Source organism: Albibacterium profundi, from assembly GCF_042159835.1.
In the GTDB taxonomy this organism is placed as follows: Bacteria; Bacteroidota; Bacteroidia; order Sphingobacteriales; family Sphingobacteriaceae; genus Albibacterium; species Albibacterium profundi.
The window spans coordinates 1-18,602 of sequence record NZ_JBBVGT010000001.1; the positions used below are offsets into that span (position 1 = coordinate 1).

Genomic DNA, 18,602 nt, shown 5'->3' on the forward strand with positions numbered 1-18,602 from the left:
GCGTCTGCCTGCGAATGTCCTTGACAAATGATTCCGTACTCTTTTTCTTCGGTGTTCCCATAATTAAATCTAATCTTTTTTGATGAAAACACTCCTTAAGATTCTAAATTATCATGTCCGCTTTTTGCTGACGATTTACAATATATGAATACCTGTTTTAAAACGTTTAACTGTTAACCACAGATATTCTATATTTGTTTAAACATCACTAGCGCTACGAGCAAATTCAATAAGCCAATTTCCACAAGCCTCTACCCTTTCGCTGCGCTTCTTTCTGTAGTACTAGAAGCTCATCCACATGCATCACATTAGGTTGATAGGTAACAACCTGCGCATACCCGTTGCGAATCATTTCGCCATTCACATAAGTACCATCCTCCAAATACACATGCGCAAGAACCCTTTTGTATTGATCATAACGCTGAACATCATATTCCAATCGTACCGATCGGTCGCTTATCAGCTCCGTCAGATAGGCGGTCGCCTCCTCGGCGTATTCACCCTTTTCCTTATGTCTTGTCGCACGCAATTCCGGAGCATCAATACACAGTAGCCGAATCTTCATACCTTTCTTACTACCATCATCCACCCAAAAGGTATCACCATCCACTACCCGACTAACCGGATAACTTTCTAATTGTGACACATCAACTTGTTGCCCGCTCTGATAGCTGATACAGCCATTTAGAAACAAAAGGAAAAAAACCAACACTCTCATTTACGCGTAAAGGTAAGAATTAACATTTTTTTCAACTTTATAAAACTTTTTTATTTAGCGGTTGTAAATACTAATACATGCAAGGGGTGCTCAATTAAGTTTGAGCTGAGAATATACCCTCAGCACCTGAACTGGTTAATACTAGCGTAGGAAGCATGTTTTTCGTAATATTTATATATTACAGCTCCATTTTCATTGATGAGAATGGAGCTTTTTTTTAACCGATCTTTCTTGCAACAAAAACCCCATACCTTTTGTTGTCCCTAATAATTGACTATAGTTAATCTTAACACAATAATTATGAGCGAAGAAAATCTTTATAACCAAGTAGCGATCGACAAATTAAAAGGACTGGTGGACGAAATAGAAATCGGTATGCTCGCCACTTATCCCGCAAACAGTAAATACATCCATTCGGTACCCATGAGCCATCAAGAAGTAGATGAGCAAGGCAACATCTGGTTTTTGTTCTCTTCGGAAAGTGAGACCTTCCAACATATAGAGCACGACTCCAATACCAGTTTACTTTATTCCGATGCCGATAATTACAGTTTTCTCAGTATCAACGGCACTGCCGAAATTAACAAAGACCGGACACGAATAGAAAAGTATTGGAACAAAATGGTGGAAGGATGGTTCGATCGAGGCATAGACGATCCCCGCGTACGTGTATTGAAAATCATTCCTAATGAAGCCCATTACTGGGAGACTAAGTCGAACAAACTCGTAACACTCTTTAAAGTGGCGTCCCGTGCAATCACCGGAAAAGATATCGACACAGGAGAACAAGGTGATCTGAATTTATAAAAAAAATAGCTATATTTACTTGTTAGCGCTTTGAATAATGCCTAAACCGTTCAAAGCCTAGGAGTATTCAGCTCCGAACCTGAGCAGAAAAATCCCACGTGACATTATGTTTTGTGGGATTTTCTCATTTCTACAATATAATCAATAGACTGTTGTAATCACAAGTTAGCGACCCACAAATTCAGGGTCGCTCAGCGTATTGATAAAAGCAATCAAGTCATACTTTTCTTGCTCGCTAAGAGGTATCCGGTTACCGTTTTCTTTTAAAATAGGGTCAAGGTTGTCTGCTTCCAGAACACCATTATCAAAATAATCCAATACCGATTTCAATGTGGAAAATTGACCGAAGCTTCCATAAGGTGCAGTAAATTCTGCGTTCCGCAACGAAGGGACACGAAAGCTCATCAGGTCAGCCGGATTACCGGTGACCCTTGCGCGTCCAGCTTCTTCAGAACTCGGATTCAACGGAAAACCGACATTCCGAAAACTCTGATCGGTGAACAGCATGCCCCCGTGGCATCCCTCGCATTTTTCTTGAAAAACCAGATAACCGCGTGCTTCCGTTTCCGTAAATGTTTCCCCTTCGCGCCGCTTCACCCGATCGTACTTACTATTAGCGGATACCAACGTATATTCGTACTGGGCAAGGCTCTTGTAGATCCGTTCGGGAGTAATTTCTTCGTCGCCAAATGCCTTTTCGAACAGATCCTTGTATGCACTTACCGTGTTGAGTTTGTCAATAACTTCGACAATCGAAGAATTCATCTCTTCATGCGTGATAATGGGAACTAGAGGCTGCTTTTCCAATTGGAGTGTATTCCCATCCCAATTGTAATGCTTCATAAAAGCCACATTCTGGATGGGCGGCGTATTGCGTAGTCCCACTCGCTCATGAATCCCAAGCGCCTGAACCTTCCCATCCGTGAACGCCCTGGCTTGCTGATGGCAGCTGGCACATGAAATCGTATTATTCGCACTCAACATCACCTCTTGAAAGAGCTTTTCCCCTAGCTCCACACCATATTTTGTAGGTTTGTTCTGGTCGAATGCACTGTTCAATTCCGGAAAACCCGCAGGCATGTCGACCGGAATTTCGGGATTATCGAAAGACTTTGGCACATCCAGTTTATCCTCGTTGCAAGAAAGCAACAGGAGATAGACGACCGATAAAACGCCAAAGACTTTTCTCATTTTACCAGCGATTAATTTTAGTTCTCTACATTTTCAACAGAGAACATCCCTGTAACATCGTTCGTCCCGTTGCCGCCCAGGTTATCCAAAAACTTCACCATCTGAACAGCTGTGTGAATATTCGGCGTGGCATTATCATCAGCACCGTTTCCCGAATTCAGGGTAATTGTATTGACCTTTCCACTCAATAACTTATCAAAATCAGCTTTAATCGTAATCTGTGGCGCGTGGTCACCTACCGTTGCTATCGTCGGCAAATCCAATACGATATCCCGATAAGCATCAACCCCTTGCGTATAGGCACCCTCTTCCCCTTCAATCGTACTGCCAACGTGAATGGACATCTCTTTCATATCTGTATCGTAAAAACCTTCCAACTTGACAAAACGATACCCCGTTCCCCATTCCCACATCATTTCTGTATCATTGGCACCGGCCTCCGCATAGAAGTTCGGGAAGCGTACTTCGTCCAAGGTATTGAGCTCTTGCTTAACGCCTAAGCCAAACTTAATCTGCTTGTAATCACCCGCCGGTATATTGTTCAATACATAATCCAAAGTTTGTGGTTTAGCTTGGTTAACAACGGTTGCCCCCAGATCAAGGTCGTTGATGTTATAGGGGATCTCATCGCCGCTGGCTTTAACCAGACGAATATTGCTGATAACATATTTCAGTTCAGAAAACCGGTGTACCTGTCCTTCAGCCGAGGTATTTTCCGTTGCGTCCGTAGAACTCGCATCCCCCAGAACAATCGTCGTATTTTTAAAGGTATTGTTGAAGTGTAAGACAATGTCGTTTGCCACTGGCGAATCTTCGCTCTTACTGCAAGACATCCACGTTGTTATCAAGATCAATGCTGTAAGGTATTTTGTTAAAGTTTTCATTGTTATGGTTTTTTATTTTGTTGTTAATTTATCGTGTTATGTTAGAAGTTAAATTTCAATGAGGTGAAAATATTCCGCCCCATTCTCGGGATGTTACCCCAGTCCGCATACGTACTGTAATATTCATTTGTCACGTTTTCTGCACCCACCTGAAAGACCGTACTGATGTTTCTGATATGAAAGCTGTAGTCGGCCGACACATTCCAGATAAAGTAAGCCGGAGTCCGGTCTTCACCATATTCCGGGCTGTAGTTCTCCTGCGTGAAATCCCCGTTTACCGAAGTTCGCAAACCAAAATTTTTATGCATCCAATGCAAGCCGGTTTGATAGCTTAGTGGACGGATAAAAGGCAAATTTCCACCTTTATCGTCTGTAGCCCACGCATAGGTCACCGTCCCCTTCCAATGCAGATGCTCAATGATATCATAATTCGCATTCAGCGAAGCATTGAAAAGTTTTGCGTGATCTAAGGAGGTGTAGCCTTTTACTCCGACCGACTGGTAGTTCATCGGACTGCCCAAGCTCAGTATCTTACCGACTATGTAATCTTGTATATGGAAATAATTCACATTGACTTCAAAGTCCATGCCCTGCCTTTTAAAGCCTGCACTCGCGTTCAATTCATAAGACACCTCATTCGGCAGATCTGGATTACCTATGTAATCGTAACGGTCAAAGCTGTTGTAGATATAATATCCGTAGCCCTCCGAAACAGAAGGTGCCCGATGCCCATAACCGGCTCCGACCGAAAAGTCGAAATCGTTCACGTTGTAATCATAGTTCGCATGCAAACCCGGCAGTACCCTGTTTTTCTCCTGAGGTGCTCCCGGATGGAATATCCAATTGAATTCCACATATTTTGAATGATTATAATTCAAGCCGAGCGAACCGCCAAAATTCAATTGGCTCCTATCTGAAATTTCCCAGGAATTGTTCATCGAAACTCCTGCGAAACGCGTTGTCACCCAAGGCCAGCTATAAGCAAACATTGTCCGCTCGCTCCGGTCCTGCGGGTACATCCGCATTTCGGCAATCGAGATGTTCTCGTAGGCATTCAGTTGGATTTCAGACGTATAATCGTCTTTCTTTAAATTTACTTTCGAAACCAAACCATAGGTCGTGCTCCAACCCGGCATATCCATATGCACTAGGTTTTCAGGTCTCGTTGTATCATCCATATAATGTTCAATCGCATTGAAATACAATTTTGTATCCCAGACCCGTATCAGCCCATCTTCAAACAAGCGTTTGTAGGCAGCAGACGTAATAATCGCACGCGATAACCAAAGATCCATCGGCAATGCAGGATAGCCCACATCGTTCGCTTGATCATAAATCGCATCGATACGAACCGAAGAAAGCGCATTGGGCTTGTAGGCCAAACCAACAGACGAGTTCAATTTCTTATACTGTGAATGGTTTACGACATCGTTATTCCCGTCGAGGTAGTTGCTCGCCTTCCGATAAGAAACACTGGCATCTGCAACCAATCTTTCATCCGAATAAGACACATTCCCCATATTTAGAAACTGATTATTATTGCTTTCAAAACCCGTCTGATAAGAGCCTCTCCATCCCCCCATCCCGAAGGGCGTATTCTTTCTCTTCAGGTCGATACTACCAGCAACCGTTGCCCCATGCAAACTCCCTTCCTGACCCGACTTAATATCGATGGCCGACAGGTTATTACTCTCCACATAAGATGTGACCGGATCCATTTTATCGGTACAGGCACCGAAAATATGCATACCGTCGATGGTGATTGTCGACCGCTCCGAACTCATGTTATTAAGCAAGGGTTCCCATGCATAGGCACCCCGTTTGATAAAACTGATGCCTTCGGCCGATGCCAGAAACTCATCCACAGAAACAGCCATCTTCAGTTCGGTTTCAATTTTCTTCTTCGCCATCGCCGTAATGTTCACCTCGTTCAAAACCTTGGCCGTATCTCCGGCATGCTCTGCACTGTCCACCTCCTTCGGAATCACTTGTGCATTCGCAACCGTTGCCAGCAAAAGGACTAAAAATGCTATACTTAATTGTTTCATTGTCTAAAATAAAATATCAATGTGTAGTTCACTTTTCACACCTTCCACACCCGGCGTAAAATCGGCCGGCACTTTCGTACCCTTCAATATCCTGCCCTTGTCGTTCATCATAATCAAGTTCAATGTCCAGTTACCGGTCATTGTATAATTGACCACGCCATGGTACAGTCCGTCATCTTGTTGCGTCAGATCCTTATTATTTGGGGAAGAATGATTACCCATTGACGGTTCTGGCATTCGCGGATCCAAAGCCAGCGTATAATCATTTACAATACTGTATGAAAACTGACTTGGATCGGGGAATTTACCTGACGGCGAAGCACTCGGCTTATTGTATTTATACACGCCCGCAATCAAATCATTTTCTGCCACTTCCGGCTTCTGGGGAGCTATTAGGGCAATAAAGTACTGTTCACCGTCATTTCCCTCGAAAGCTGTCATGCTGAGATTCTTATTAACCTGCTCCTCGACCGGTACTTCAATCTCTGCACTGAGATTCTGGCTGCCGATTTGAATATCCAGATAAAGTACCCAACTTGAATGATCCGTACTTTGGTTTGTGAACACCGAGTAGCCCGAAAAGTAATTACTGTCCGGTTGGTACACCATCTCATAGCGATGAGGGCAAGAAGTTGGTTCATTTTCCGCACTAATCATAATCGGTAAAAAGGTCACAGAAGACACATCCACCGTCTCACCACTACTTGTGTCGGTGATCCTCAGACGAATTTCGTTGTATCCCTTGTAGAACACTCCGTTCCGCGCTTCTATACTGATCTGATAGGCACCAATTTCCGCCTTTGCCGCTTCCTTAAAGCCCAAATGTTCGCTGACAGAGTCGTCAAGCTCTGCTTCATAATCTGTTTTATCTTTCGTACAGGCCGTGCCAATCAAGCACAATCCGACAAGAAAAAATAATGCTCTTTTCATTCGAATACTTGTTTGTAGTTCGGTGACATCCTGTAAAAACAATCCCTTTTCAGACGGTTTTTTCTACAGAAGTCCCCCTAATCTTAAATATGGTATGTGTAGAGTTAGCCTCAGATTAGGCTAAAGGCGGATGGAATATCGGAGAGTGATATTCGTATGTGTAATTATCCAGATACGCTAAAAATTGATTCTGACCCGATTCACCGCTAGGTAGCTGCGTTTCCAAGACAAGATATTCCTTATGCACATAAAGCGCACTATAATCATATACAACGTAGTTCTTTTGTGTCTCCCGTTTTTCCTGTTCCTTGATCTTCTTCATCAGCACGCACTGTCCATCACAATGCAATTCAGGCTTGTCCTTGTTTATACATTTGGCGATATAATCCGGGAGATTGATCTGATAATCCATGACCATGATGTTCCGGTAGAACGACTGTGTCGTTAAAGCAGCTAGAAGCACATATGTCCAGAAAAGTCTCAAAGTATATTTCTTATCATTAGCAACTTGCACCAAAGGTACAAAAAGTATAATCCTATGGAATGACCTCTGTCATTTCTTTAGACAATTTTTCGCACTATTTACTGGAAAGAGGTATATATAGAAAACAATGCAGCGGCAGAGACCTGTATCGATCGATAACAGATCTCAGCCGACCACATTTAATCCTCTTCGTGGAAGACAAACATCGACGTAAAGAAATAGCTTACATCATTGCCTGTCTCGTCTAATTTTTTATTGAAAGGCATACTCTTGACCAGATCACCTGTTTTAGCATCGTAGAAATACAAGGTATTAACAGCATAATTAGCACCGTAGCCATCTTGCACCGTCGTTGCTACAATCTGATCTAGGTTCGCATCGTAGCCAATGTTCTTTTTATAAAAAGACTGTTTATCGGGCATCGTAATAAAAGGAACAGACAATGAACTTTCGTCTCCGTCTATATATTTATACACCTCTTTACCACCGCCGAACATAGGGGCGTTCTGCATATATACAGCGTCCTCGGTACTCGACGCAATTATTGGCGATGAATACCAGGCGAACCAAGTTGAATTCGACTTATAAGGAAGTTCAACCGTGTCCGCTTCCAAACTTTCCCCATCTAGACTGATCAGATACTCGTTCGATGTATACCACACCTTTCCATTCGGTGTCTCTGCAAAACCAGTTGAAACAGCAGGTATCTTTCGCGCAACAGAAAGATCCTCGATATAGTAAACCACAGAGCCGCCACTTTGTGATTGAACGAATATAAATTTATCCGTTCGCAACATATCACCAACTTGACCATTAACCCCGTATAGTTTTCCTGACAGGCCCATCGATTTAAGGTTCACGATGTGGACACCATCTCCGCTGCTCAACAAACCCGTGTTTTCATCCAGACCAACAAATGCTCTCCAGTCATAACCCTGGCGTGAAGGTATCCTGCCGGTCTCCTTTAATGTCGTTGCATCTGCAACAACCACCGGACCGTTTACCTTGCTCACGATGTATAGTTTTCCGTCGAATATCGTTCCATACTGAAGGGTAGAATTACTCGGCTCAAAATCCTTATCTGGGTTCTCTTTTTGAAAAACACTGTCTATTAAAGTTTCCGTTTCATAATCATAGAAACTTACTGATCCCGTTCCATGGCCCATCCATCCCTCATGGACAAGAAAGAAACCATTACTATATTTACCCGGCTCAGGTTCAATAGGCTCTTCCGGATCAGGCGTTGGTTCTGGTTGAGGCTCAATTGGATCCTTCGTACAAGCTCCTAAGAATAGCAAAGCAAGGAGTAGAGAGAAAAATGCAGATTGTAAATTTACGTGTTTCATATATTAAATTTAGTTTGATATAATAAATTAATTTTCAGTCAATAAACGCAGATCAGCTACACCAACTATTTCTGTAGAAAGTTCTCCCAGCCAACCCATATTTGCTTGTATGCCCGTTTGTATTTTGATAAAATCAACCCCAGTCAATTTGACTTTATTCCCGTCAGCATCCACTGCGTTGGAGATATCAATCTTATCACCCTCTTGTGTGTTATCCGCATAGCCAAACTCAAACGGACTGCTCGTTATATAACTGGGATTAGACATGTCTATATTTGTTGGCGGCAAAAGAGTACCCGTCAAGGTGTATTCATCTTCGGTAATCCATTCCGGATAATAGGACTGCCTGTGAAATGTATTGGTTTCAACGACGCCTTCATTGCCTTGGTTATCTTTCCATGGTATATTAGCTGTTGCCGGATCAGGCCTTGTATATGTCACCGCATAGTCGCGAACAACAGCCTCCTTACCGAATTCACTTCCCGCAAGCTCGTACCAGGTATCATCCGGCTCCCCATTTCCATTCTCATCCTGCATTACATAAACAATACCCGGTTCAGAAAAGGTGGGAATCGCATTTCCGTAAATGATGATATCATCTCCTTCATGATTCGGAACAGTATGGTCAAAACCCAATACAATATAACCTCCCCAGGCTCCCAAGGTTACCAGTCCCTTCCCTCCTAGAATTCCTTCGGCGCTTTCATAATCCCCCGTTGCTTTATTTATAAATTGGCCTGGCGCTGGTTTGTATTCGAATAATGTAGTCACGTAAGCATTGCTCTCAACCTTAGAATCCTCCTCAGAAGTTTCATCTGCGGGCGGCTGAACCGGATCATCGTCTTTTGTACAAGAGAAAAGAGTAACTGTAAAAGCCAAAACCAGTATCCAGATTTTCGCGGCTGATTGTAAATAAATAGTCATAGTATTCTGATGTTAAAATATTTGATGTATTAATAAATAAATGCAAAATGTGCTGGGATATCACCCGTTGTCGTTGACCATTTAAGTTTGCCATCCTTATCGAAGCAGTAAATCGTTCCCGGTGAGACATAGTCCTTCGCATCAGTCACATAAACATCCTTCGTCTCCGGGTTAACTGCAATTCCATAGGGCAGGGTAATTTCCTGTTCCGTACCATCAGTTATAAACGAGCGATCTAGGAGTTCCTCATTTTTAACATCCAGCATGTGATAACCAATTTCATTCTCCCCAGTTATATAGCTCCATTCCGTGCTATAGATATAGGCTATATCATCGTCAATAAGCAACTGACTTGCAGCAATTTCAAACTCTTTCTTAACGGATTCAGTCCCTGTATCGATCACATATATTTTAGATGGTGTTTCATAGTAATCACCACGTGAGGTAACATACAGATCTCCATAAGAATCAGCCTTTAAGCGATGGAGATTGGGTGCTACTTCAATTCGCTTTACTTCCTCAAAACTTTCCAAGTCAATCACTGAAATCGTGCTTTCGTAATTCGGAGGACTATAACCCCCGGAATTAGCGACATACAGGCGTTCGCCCACAATGGCCAGTTCTTCGGGTTGACGACCAACCTCGACACGACGTGTTATTTCCAAACTCGCTGTGTCAATCTCTGCCACCATGCCATTAGGAGCATTCGGATCGCCCACACTACCCAGATACGCACTAACATAAGCTCTGCCATTACCAAAAGTTATGTACCGGCAATTTATGATATCAATCTGCCCGATCCGCTTAGCCGTGTACTTATCTAACACCTCCACCTTATTAGAATTATTGACAATTATATACAGTTTGCTTCCGTAAACCGCCATATCGTTCCCCACATCACCCAGCCCCTTAGTAATTTCAGGATTAATTTCATTGTATATATTTCTGTGATACTCACCGGCTTGTAGATCCATATAATCCAAGGAAGCCTTATTCATATTCATATTTCCTTCGTTAAGAAGATAGAAACCTTTGATGGAAGCATCCGGATCAGCATCTTCTACTTCCTCCTTTTCTGAAGGCAGAGGTTGGTGGTCTTTTTTACAAGACTGGCCAATCAGCAAAAAGGCCATAAAAAAGACGATAATACATGTTGTTTTACTTGGTTGAGGTGATTTCATATAATTAGTGTTAAGGATAATCGATAGTGCCGCCCCGGCATTGGAAAATTGAGAATGACATCATAGTGCTGGTCAAGAACGTTGTTCACTTCCGCACGAAGCTTTAAAGTCGTTTGCTTGTGTTGCAGCGCATACCACACAGACACATCATGCGTATACCAGGGATCAACATAGTTAGCTGGGATATTCGCTTTTTGACTATAACGCTCGCCGGTATAAATAAAACTATAGTTCAATCCATAATCGTCGGCACTTAACATACCGGCAAACGAACCGCTGTGAACAGGAATGTATGGAATCTGATGCCCGAAATTAAATGCGTTCTGCGTATGATCCTCGGCCCTTTGATATGTATAATTCATCAAGCCCGAAAACTGGAGCTTAGGAGAGACCTTGCCTACGACTTTAATATTGGTCTCTAAACCGTTGATCTTCACTTCGCCCAGGTTTAACATCGTCCAGCGAAACAAGTTGGCGCTCGGAATAGCTACAATTTTATCTTTCACAAGGTTACGATAGACATCTGTTTGGATACCTATATAGTTGAAGAAAGCATGATCGACGCGTTTGAAATATGTAAAACCCATATTATACTGATGCGTATACTCCGGGCGCAGAAAAGTATTTCCGATAAATGTATAATAAAGATCATTGAACGTCGGCATCCTAAAAATAGATTTATAGAATCCTCTCAGTCGAAAGTCGCTGGACTCAAAAGGCTTCCAGCTAGCCATCACGGTTGGCGTAAAATCCTGTTGATCCCCGGCCGACTCGAACACCTGCACATCGTCATCTACATAGGTAGCCAACAAACTCCCCTGAATATAGAAACTGTTCAACCTATAGTCAGTCGCCAACGCAGCCAAGAATGTATTTCTTCTCGGAAATTGAAAGCGATACAAATTCGCATCAAGCTTATTATGTATATAATCAACTGAAAAGTTGGCGCGCCAGTTTTGACGAATACGAAAGGCATTCGCGACGGAGACATATCCTTCCTTTTGCTGGTATTTATTATCCAAAAAACCCTCCGTCGTCACATATTCAGGATCTAAATAGCGATTATAGTCGACCGCCAATTTTGCTTTTATAGCAAACCGATACCGCTCTGAAACCCGTTTCTCCACGGCCAATTGCAGAAAATTACTTTCATCCCATAAACGTTGTGAATAATCAAAACGATTTGCTACAATAGCACCCGGCAAACCTCTTTCCGATTCATAATGATAATACTTCGCCTGCCAAGACATGGTCGAGTCCGGTTTTCCAAAAAGAGCTGCTTCCAACCTAAATGCCCGAATATCTGCGTTAGTACGGGTTGCCGTCGTATCATAAACCCCGTTCGTATAGTTAAAATCATATCGGCCATGCGCGTTTGTGTATTCCGAACTTAGTCGCGCACTAAGACTTTCGTTCAGCTTATAATCCACATTCAGCGCCGAATTAAAAAGGCCAAATGACCCACTTTTCAAATGAACCGACGCATTCAAACGTTTATTCCCAGTGAAAGTCGGCTCCATACTAAGCAAAGAGATTGAACTCGCTGAAGCATAAGCCTTCGCCGGTTGGAACAGATTGGGGTCTTGTCCGTTAATCACAGAGACCTGCTCCATATTGGCAAGCGATAGCTTCCCTAAATCAACCTGTCCGTTTTGAGCATTTCCAATAGCGATACCATCATAGAATACCTGTGTATGATTAGTGCCCAAACTACGAATATTCACTGTTTTTAATCCACCAACCCCGCCATAATCCTTCAATTGAACACCCGAGAAGTAGCGGACCGCGTCGGCGACCGACAGGCTGTTTAGCTTGTCAAGAACCTCCTTATTTAAACTTTGCATTGGTACTGGAGATCGCAAAATCTCAAGCTGTTGAAGTGAATTTATTTCAACTTCGTTTAATTCATAGCTTTTAAGAGAATCAGGATCAAGCCTCCTAAGCTCCTGCGCAGCAATAGGCAATACGGATACGCACGTTAAGGAGAACGTAACAACCAGCGATACCGAAGTAAATATAAAGATCCTCATTTCATTTTGCCTAAGACATAGCAATTGAGGCATAAGAATAACTATAGGAAAAAAATAGTTTTCTCATTCCAGCTTCAATCCTCGAAAGCTATGAATATTATTAACTTTAGGCAGGTCTTCTGACTTACTCCGGCTATTCGGCCTTCCCGCCTGTAATGGCAGTGACCCTTTGGAATGAATAGCCTGTATAGGAGAATACAGCTGCGGGACAGTTTCGGAATCTCACCGAATTCCCTTTTAAGTCTCACCCATGTAGATATAGGTAGGACACCAAAAGCGAAGCAAAGATACCAACAATAAATGATAGTTTACAGCGAACTTTCACTTCCACCAGATTTCCAGTCCTAATATCCTCAATAGCAACCGTCTCTCTCTTATTTTAGGCCAAGAAACGTTAATGCCTTCGAACGAGAATGTTTTTGCTGAATAGCTGTCCGCACCCCGGTTATCAGTCTGCTTGTAATTTAACACTTTACTTATCCTGCCCTTATTCACTTATACCAGAGCAAGTTACTTCGAATTACAACCAAACTCTTCCATCCTGATTTTTATCAGCTCTACGGGATTGACGTTTGGAAGTTCAGAGGTTTTATCTTCATATTCGGATATCAGTTTCACCAAAAGCTTTAATTCTTTATAATCTGCGGTTCCAGCTTTAGAATACTTGATCTCCTCATATCTTTTGATAGCTGACTTATACTCACCTTCCGATTAATCAAAAACCACATTTGCTTTTTCATACCTTAATTTTATTAAATTGTTGAAGCATCTATAATATCGTATTCTTGATGAGTGCCTATAAAGCGAATATCGACCAGAGCGGCATAAAGATAACTTAAATTAGTACAGTTGTAGACTCCAAGTCTTTGGATTTTAGTTGCGAAACACTATCTTCATTATTATCGTAATACTTTAAACGTAAAAAATATGAGGAGTTTCGCTATTGGTCTAAGCCTTCTAGTGATGATACTTGCCAATAACGCAGTCTACGGCCAGCTGCATCAGGCCAAGAATGTAAAGCGACCAAATATCATTGTTTTTTTGGTGGATGATATGGGCTGGATGGACACCTCCGAGCCCTTCGGCGACAGGCCGTACCCACTTAACAACACATATCATACTCCCAATATGGAGAAGTTGGCAGCGCAAGGGATGAAATTTACCAACGCCTATGCGACGCCGGTCTGCACCCCCTCGCGGGTCAGCATGCTCACCGGCATGAATGCTGCACATCATGGGGTCACTCATTGGACATCTATACATAAGGACACGCCTTCAGATCACCAGGATAGCATATTTCATCGAGTAGAGTGGAATTATAACGGATTCAGCCCAATTGGCGGGATCCCGCATACAGCAACGGCGACACCGCTCCCGCAACTGCTACAGGATGCTGGTTATTTCACGGTTCATGTTGGAAAAGCCCATTGGGGCGCACAGGGAACACCAGGGGCCAACCCATTGAACCTAGGTTTCATGGTCAATGTAGCAGGGAATGCCATCGGTCATCCTCAGAGCTACTACGGTAAGGACAATTACGGGAATATTCCGGGGAAGTTTACGTTCAATGCCGTGCAGGGTCTAGCCGAATATTATGGAACGGATACTTTTCTTACCGAAGCACTTACTCAGGAAGCTATAAAATGCATTGAGCCAGCTGTGGAGGCTGGGAAACCGTTTTACCTGCATCTGGCACATTATGCAGTGCACGACCCCATACAGGGGGATCCGCGTTTTGTTCAGAAATATCTGGCGCGCGGCCTTAATCCCAGAGAAGCTAAATATGCAAGTATGGTCGAGGGTATGGATAAAAGTCTGGGCGACCTAATACAATATTTAGAAGATCAGGGCTTAGCAGAAAATACCGTTATCTTATTCATGTCGGACAACGGCGGACTGAGCCTTGGCTACGCACGGGGTGGAGAACCACATACGCAGAATTATCCTCTTAAAGCCGGGAAGGGTTCAGTTTATGAAGGTGGCATTCGTGTACCCATGATCGTGGCGTGGCCGGGTGTGACTGAACCCGGCTCCAGTAGCGCGCAGCCGGTCATCATCGAAGATTTTTTCCCGTCGATACTAGAGATTGCCGACATCCATGCGTCCGATCTTACACAAAAAATCGACGGTAAGAGCTTTGCTCCGATATTGAAAAACGAGGACAGTCGACACTCCGAACGGTTATTGATCTGGCATAGTCCACATCGGTGGATTATGGATGCGGGGCCGGGTATCAATTTTTTCAGTGCTGCCCGCCAAGGGAACTGGAAACTCATTTACGATCATCGCCAACAAAAACTGGAACTCTATGACCTATCGAAAGACATTTCTGAACAACACAATGTGATCTTAAAACATAAAAAAATCGCGAGGTCGTTGTCGAGGCAACTGACCGATCAGCTAAAGAAATGGGGTGCAACGATGCCAACTTACAGAATAAATCAGGAACGGGTGCCTTGGCCAGAAGAATCAGATAATTAAGGAGATAATAACTTAAAATCGGTATAATACCCCCTTGAGTCGTGAAAATCATTTTTGTTAATGACATTCATCACTTTATCACCCTCGTCTAATAAGTAGATTTACGTCTCAACGGTGGGACGAGAAAATGGATACGATCAAAAATTATTTCGATAAAGACTTCGAACTTAGATATTTTGAGATGGATGAGTTGGGAACTGCCTCCCCTACGACCATCCTTACATTATTAGAAGAGACGGCAGCCGAACATTGTTATTCGATAGATCATAGTTTATACCAGTTAGCAGACAAAAATATTGGTTGGGTCTTAATTTCCGGTGTCATGCAAATGGAGCGGTACCCTCGCTATAAAGAAAAAATTGTAATCAGAACCTGGTTATCAAAATACACAACGATTAAAGGCTATCGAGAAAATATAATTTACGATGAGGAAAATAACATTATTGGTAGAGCCCGAGGCTTGTGGATCTTTTTTGATATTAACAGAAGAAGACCCGTTAAGATATTTGATGATATAATCGAAAGATGGTCGTGCTGTAATGTAGCAAGCATTGACCATGACATTTCTGCAAAGATCGAGACAATTGAAGATCCCACATACCTGTTAAAATTCAAAATCAACAAATATGATACGGACATGATCAAGCACGTAAACAACATTAGATATTTACAGTGGGCAATCGAATCCGTTCCCGATCATATTATAGACCGATATTATTTATATTCTATAGACGGTCGGTTTATCTCCGAAGCCCACTACGGGCAAGGGGTTGTCTCAATGACTAAAGACTGCCCGAACGATTCACCGGACAGATCATTTATACATTCGATAAAAATTGAAGGAACAGACAAGGTCTGCGCTGAAGCGAAGACGGTTTGGAAGCTCCTCTAAATTATAGGCTTGACAATTAAAAAAAATCTCCTAAATTAATCGAATGAAAACGCACACTACCAATTATTTCGACACATTTATTGAAGTCGCTGACGCTTAATAATATCATTCCACGTTCGTCAACCGGATAGGCTGCTCCAACTGTACCGATTCCATCGTTGTTGAGTCGCTCAGCACACGTTTGAACCAATCCTCAGAGCGCCCAGAGCCCGCTCGTTCCATCAGGAACCGTGCAAGATCGATCACTTCTGCATTGGCCATTCGCACCGAACCATGCGACTCAGCCTCACCCAATGATTCGAGCTCGGTAGTGCCGTGTATGGTATATGGCATCTCGTAAACGATGCGAGCCCTTCCCATAGGATTTCCTTCCTGACCGGGTTTCTTGTAACTTTCGTCCTTTGACCACTCACTGTCGGGCGGCGTCCAGTCGGGATTCCAATCGATCTGGTGTATCTCGAACTCTCCCTGAGGTGTAGGGTATTCTTGTGTACCTACCGATACAGCAGGGGTTAGGCATATTAACCTTTGCGAGTTATTTCAGCTATTTCTTTAAGGGCGGATACCTAAGCTTGGACGTAAAGCTCATGCCCGTATTTTTGGATCGAGTTTACTTTTCAGTATTTCATGCCATATCCGCATTTTGTAAGGCTGGGTTTTCGACCTTACCAAATGGAATGATGGAAGCACCCTATGTCTTTAATTATCCTCTTCAGCTAATTATTATAGCTATTTTTGTTTTCGGCGGCCTAGGGTTGACAGTTATCAAGAGCACCGAAGAGTCAGATCTTTTAGGGCGTCGAAAAACCGTCTCGAAAATCCAAGGCATACCAGAGCCTAGCGCCGTTCTCGAAAAAAGCGATGTTATCGTCATTTTCGGAGAAAAACAAGATCTACAGAAATTTGTAAAATAAAATCTTCATTGAAAATTTTTGTATCACAAAATAAAACCCGTTTCAATCTATTATCGTAATATTGCAATGTAATACCTTCCACATAGAAATGATGTGCAGGAAGTCGTTGTAAAATGAAATAGAATGGATCGAACCGTATTAAAAACAATCGAGACGCTACTCCAACGATCTATCGATCAGGAACGTAAGGTCAAATTAAAACCATTAGTAGATTACGTTCAGCAAAAAGCAAGCACGCAGCAAGAGATAAATCTTAATTTTATCTGCACACATAATTCCCGTCGAAGTCATTTAGCACAAGTTTGGGCGCAAGTGGCGGCAACTTATTTCCATATTCCGAATGTATATTGTTATTCGGGTGGCATGGAAGAAACTGCCTTGTTCCCAAAAGTAGCTGAAACATTAAGTAAACAAGGCTTTAGCATCATCAAAATTGCAGAAGGCACAAACCCTGTATATGCAGTAAAATATGACGACAATGCTTCACCTATTATTTGTTTTTCAAAGAAATATGATAGTCCTTTTAACCCCTCATCGTCCTTTGCGGCTATTATGACCTGTTCTCAGGCAGATGGCGAATGTCCTTTTATTGCGGGCGCGGAAAAACGAATACCCATCACATTTGAAGACCCGAAAGTTTCAGATGGTTCTCCTCAGCAAGCACAAGTCTATACGGAACGAAGTTTAGAAATCGCTGCTGAAATGCTTCATGTTTTCTCAATGATTAAAAAATAAGCGATGCAAGTAAAAATGAAGTTCCTTGACCGTTACCTTACTCTATGGATATTCCTGGCCATGGCAGTAGGTGTGGGATTAGGGTATTTTTTCCCGAATATATCCAACCTAACAAATAGCCTGTCGGTAGGTACAACCAATATCCCATTAGCAATAGGCTTGATATTGATGATGTACCCTCCTTTAGCAAAAGTTGATTATTCGCTCTTACCCAGAGCCTTTAAGGATAAAAAAGTCATCGGGATATCCCTATTGCTTAATTGGATAATCGGGACAGTGCTGATGTTTGGACTGGCCGTTTTGTTTTTACGAAACGAACCCGGTTATATGACAGGCTTGATACTGATAGGCCTGGCACGATGTATTGCTATGGTAATCGTATGGAGTGATCTGGCAAAGGCCAATAGAGAATATACCGCATTGTTGGTGGCACTGAACAGTATCTTTCAGATCGTGAGTTATAGCTTTCTGGTATGGCTTTTCATTAATGTCTTACCGAAACAATTAGGGTTAGCAGAGTTTAATGTGAGTGTTTCAATGAAAGATGTGACGGAAAGCGTTTTGATCTATCTAGGCATCCCGTTTTTAGCTGGGTTTTTAAGCCGTTTTTTCCTTGTAAGATCGAAAGGTGTCGAATGGTATAACAGGAAGTTTGTACCCAAAATATCACCCATTACATTGTATGCACTTCTATTTACCATCGTACTCATGTTCAGCCTAAAGGGTGATAAAATATTGGAATTGCCAATGGACGTGATCAAAGTGGCGATACCACTGATTATCTACTTTGTACTGATGTTTTTCGTGAGCTTCTTTATAAGCAAATCTCTAAACGTTCCCTATGATAAAAATGCATCCATAGCCTTTACCGCAACCGGAAATAATTTCGAGTTGGCAATAGCGGTATCTATTGCTGTGTTTGGTATTCACTCACCACAGGCATTCGTAGGCGTCATAGGTCCGCTTGTAGAAGTTCCAGTGTTAATACTATTAGTAAGGACGAGTTTGTGGATGAAAAAAAGATATTATAACTAAAC

Annotated in this window: 17 protein-coding genes and 2 riboswitches; of the genes, 6 read left to right on the top strand and 11 right to left on the bottom strand. The window is 42.5% G+C overall.

Translation table 11 applies throughout. The features are described from left to right. Positions 1 to 226: 226 nt before the first annotated feature. The gene (locus WKR92_RS00005) at positions 227 to 718 is read right to left on the bottom strand and encodes a thermonuclease family protein (RefSeq protein ID WP_375555782.1); all 492 of its coding nucleotides are present in this window, start codon (positions 716 to 718) and stop codon (positions 227 to 229) included. Between the two features lie 71 nt (positions 719 to 789). Beyond that, a riboswitch (TPP riboswitch) is annotated at positions 790 to 888 on the top strand. 130 nt (positions 889 to 1,018) lie between these two features. Between WKR92_RS00005 and WKR92_RS00010 the strand changes: the two genes are divergently transcribed. Beyond that, positions 1,019 to 1,525, top strand: a complete 507-nt coding sequence (locus WKR92_RS00010; RefSeq protein ID WP_375555783.1) for a pyridoxamine 5'-phosphate oxidase family protein — start codon at positions 1,019 to 1,021, stop codon at positions 1,523 to 1,525. Between the two features lie 165 nt (positions 1,526 to 1,690). On the opposite strand, the gene WKR92_RS00015 is transcribed toward WKR92_RS00010, so the two are convergent. The 9 genes from WKR92_RS00015 to WKR92_RS00055 form a co-directional block, all read right to left on the bottom strand. Further along, positions 1,691 to 2,716 carry a cytochrome-c peroxidase gene (locus tag WKR92_RS00015; protein ID WP_375555785.1) on the bottom strand — a complete coding sequence of 342 codons (1,026 nt, stop codon included), beginning with the start codon at positions 2,714 to 2,716 and terminating at the stop codon, positions 1,691 to 1,693. 17 nt (positions 2,717 to 2,733) lie between these two features. After that, on the bottom strand, positions 2,734 to 3,600 hold the full coding sequence (locus tag WKR92_RS00020; protein WP_375555787.1) for an MbnP family protein: 867 nt from the start codon (positions 3,598 to 3,600) through the stop codon (positions 2,734 to 2,736). Positions 3,601 to 3,641: 41 nt separating this feature from the next. Further along, positions 3,642 to 5,648 (bottom strand): TonB-dependent receptor plug domain-containing protein, encoded by a 2,007-nt coding sequence (locus tag WKR92_RS00025; RefSeq protein WP_375555789.1) that lies wholly within the window; start codon positions 5,646 to 5,648, stop codon positions 3,642 to 3,644. Between the two features lie 3 nt (positions 5,649 to 5,651). Further along, entirely contained in the window at positions 5,652 to 6,578 is a 927-nt protein-coding gene (locus tag WKR92_RS00030) for a hypothetical protein (RefSeq protein ID WP_375555791.1), read from the bottom strand. A 115-nt stretch (positions 6,579 to 6,693) separates the two neighbouring features. Next, positions 6,694 to 7,062, bottom strand: coding sequence for a hypothetical protein (locus WKR92_RS00035; RefSeq protein WP_375555792.1), 369 nt, complete (start codon positions 7,060 to 7,062; stop codon positions 6,694 to 6,696). A gap of 179 nt (positions 7,063 to 7,241) precedes the next feature. Beyond that, positions 7,242 to 8,408 carry a DUF5074 domain-containing protein gene (locus WKR92_RS00040; RefSeq protein WP_375555793.1) on the bottom strand — a complete coding sequence of 389 codons (1,167 nt, stop codon included), beginning with the start codon at positions 8,406 to 8,408 and terminating at the stop codon, positions 7,242 to 7,244. A 27-nt stretch (positions 8,409 to 8,435) separates the two neighbouring features. After that, positions 8,436 to 9,332 (bottom strand): cell surface protein, encoded by an 897-nt coding sequence (locus WKR92_RS00045; RefSeq protein ID WP_375555794.1) that lies wholly within the window; start codon positions 9,330 to 9,332, stop codon positions 8,436 to 8,438. 29 nt (positions 9,333 to 9,361) lie between these two features. After that, positions 9,362 to 10,513, bottom strand: a complete 1,152-nt coding sequence (locus tag WKR92_RS00050) for a YncE family protein (RefSeq protein WP_375555795.1) — start codon at positions 10,511 to 10,513, stop codon at positions 9,362 to 9,364. Next, positions 10,510 to 12,543, bottom strand: coding sequence for a TonB-dependent receptor plug domain-containing protein (locus WKR92_RS00055; protein WP_375555796.1), 2,034 nt, complete (start codon positions 12,541 to 12,543; stop codon positions 10,510 to 10,512). The genes WKR92_RS00050 and WKR92_RS00055 overlap by 4 nt, the downstream gene beginning before the upstream one ends. Positions 12,544 to 12,635: 92 nt before the next feature. Further along, positions 12,636 to 12,833, bottom strand: a riboswitch (cobalamin riboswitch). A gap of 637 nt (positions 12,834 to 13,470) precedes the next feature. On the opposite strand from WKR92_RS00055, the gene WKR92_RS00060 reads away from it, so the two are divergent. Together WKR92_RS00060 and WKR92_RS00065 are read left to right on the top strand one after the other, a co-directional pair. Continuing rightward, positions 13,471 to 15,024, top strand: a complete 1,554-nt coding sequence (locus tag WKR92_RS00060) for a sulfatase (RefSeq protein WP_375555797.1) — start codon at positions 13,471 to 13,473, stop codon at positions 15,022 to 15,024. 127 nt (positions 15,025 to 15,151) lie between these two features. Next, positions 15,152 to 15,916: an acyl-[acyl-carrier-protein] thioesterase gene (locus WKR92_RS00065; RefSeq protein WP_375555798.1), complete on the top strand. Its 765-nt coding sequence runs from the start codon at positions 15,152 to 15,154 to the stop codon at positions 15,914 to 15,916. 105 nt (positions 15,917 to 16,021) lie between these two features. Here the strand turns inward: WKR92_RS00065 and WKR92_RS00070 are convergent, their stop codons facing one another. Beyond that, positions 16,022 to 16,438 carry a L,D-transpeptidase gene (locus tag WKR92_RS00070; protein ID WP_375556058.1) on the bottom strand — a complete coding sequence of 139 codons (417 nt, stop codon included), beginning with the start codon at positions 16,436 to 16,438 and terminating at the stop codon, positions 16,022 to 16,024. Between WKR92_RS00070 and WKR92_RS00075 the strand changes: the two genes are divergently transcribed. The 3 genes from WKR92_RS00075 (at position 16,405) to arsB (ending at position 18,600) form a co-directional block, all read left to right on the top strand. Next, entirely contained in the window at positions 16,405 to 16,830 is a 426-nt protein-coding gene (locus WKR92_RS00075) for a potassium transporter TrkG (RefSeq protein ID WP_375555799.1), read from the top strand. The genes WKR92_RS00070 and WKR92_RS00075 overlap by 34 nt on opposite strands. 123 nt (positions 16,831 to 16,953) lie before the next feature. Then, entirely contained in the window at positions 16,954 to 17,565 is a 612-nt protein-coding gene (locus WKR92_RS00080) for an arsenate-mycothiol transferase ArsC (protein WP_375555800.1), read from the top strand. 3 nt (positions 17,566 to 17,568) lie between these two features. Then, entirely contained in the window at positions 17,569 to 18,600 is a 1,032-nt protein-coding gene (gene arsB / locus WKR92_RS00085; RefSeq protein WP_375555801.1) for an ACR3 family arsenite efflux transporter, read from the top strand. Positions 18,601 to 18,602: the final 2 nt, after the last annotated feature.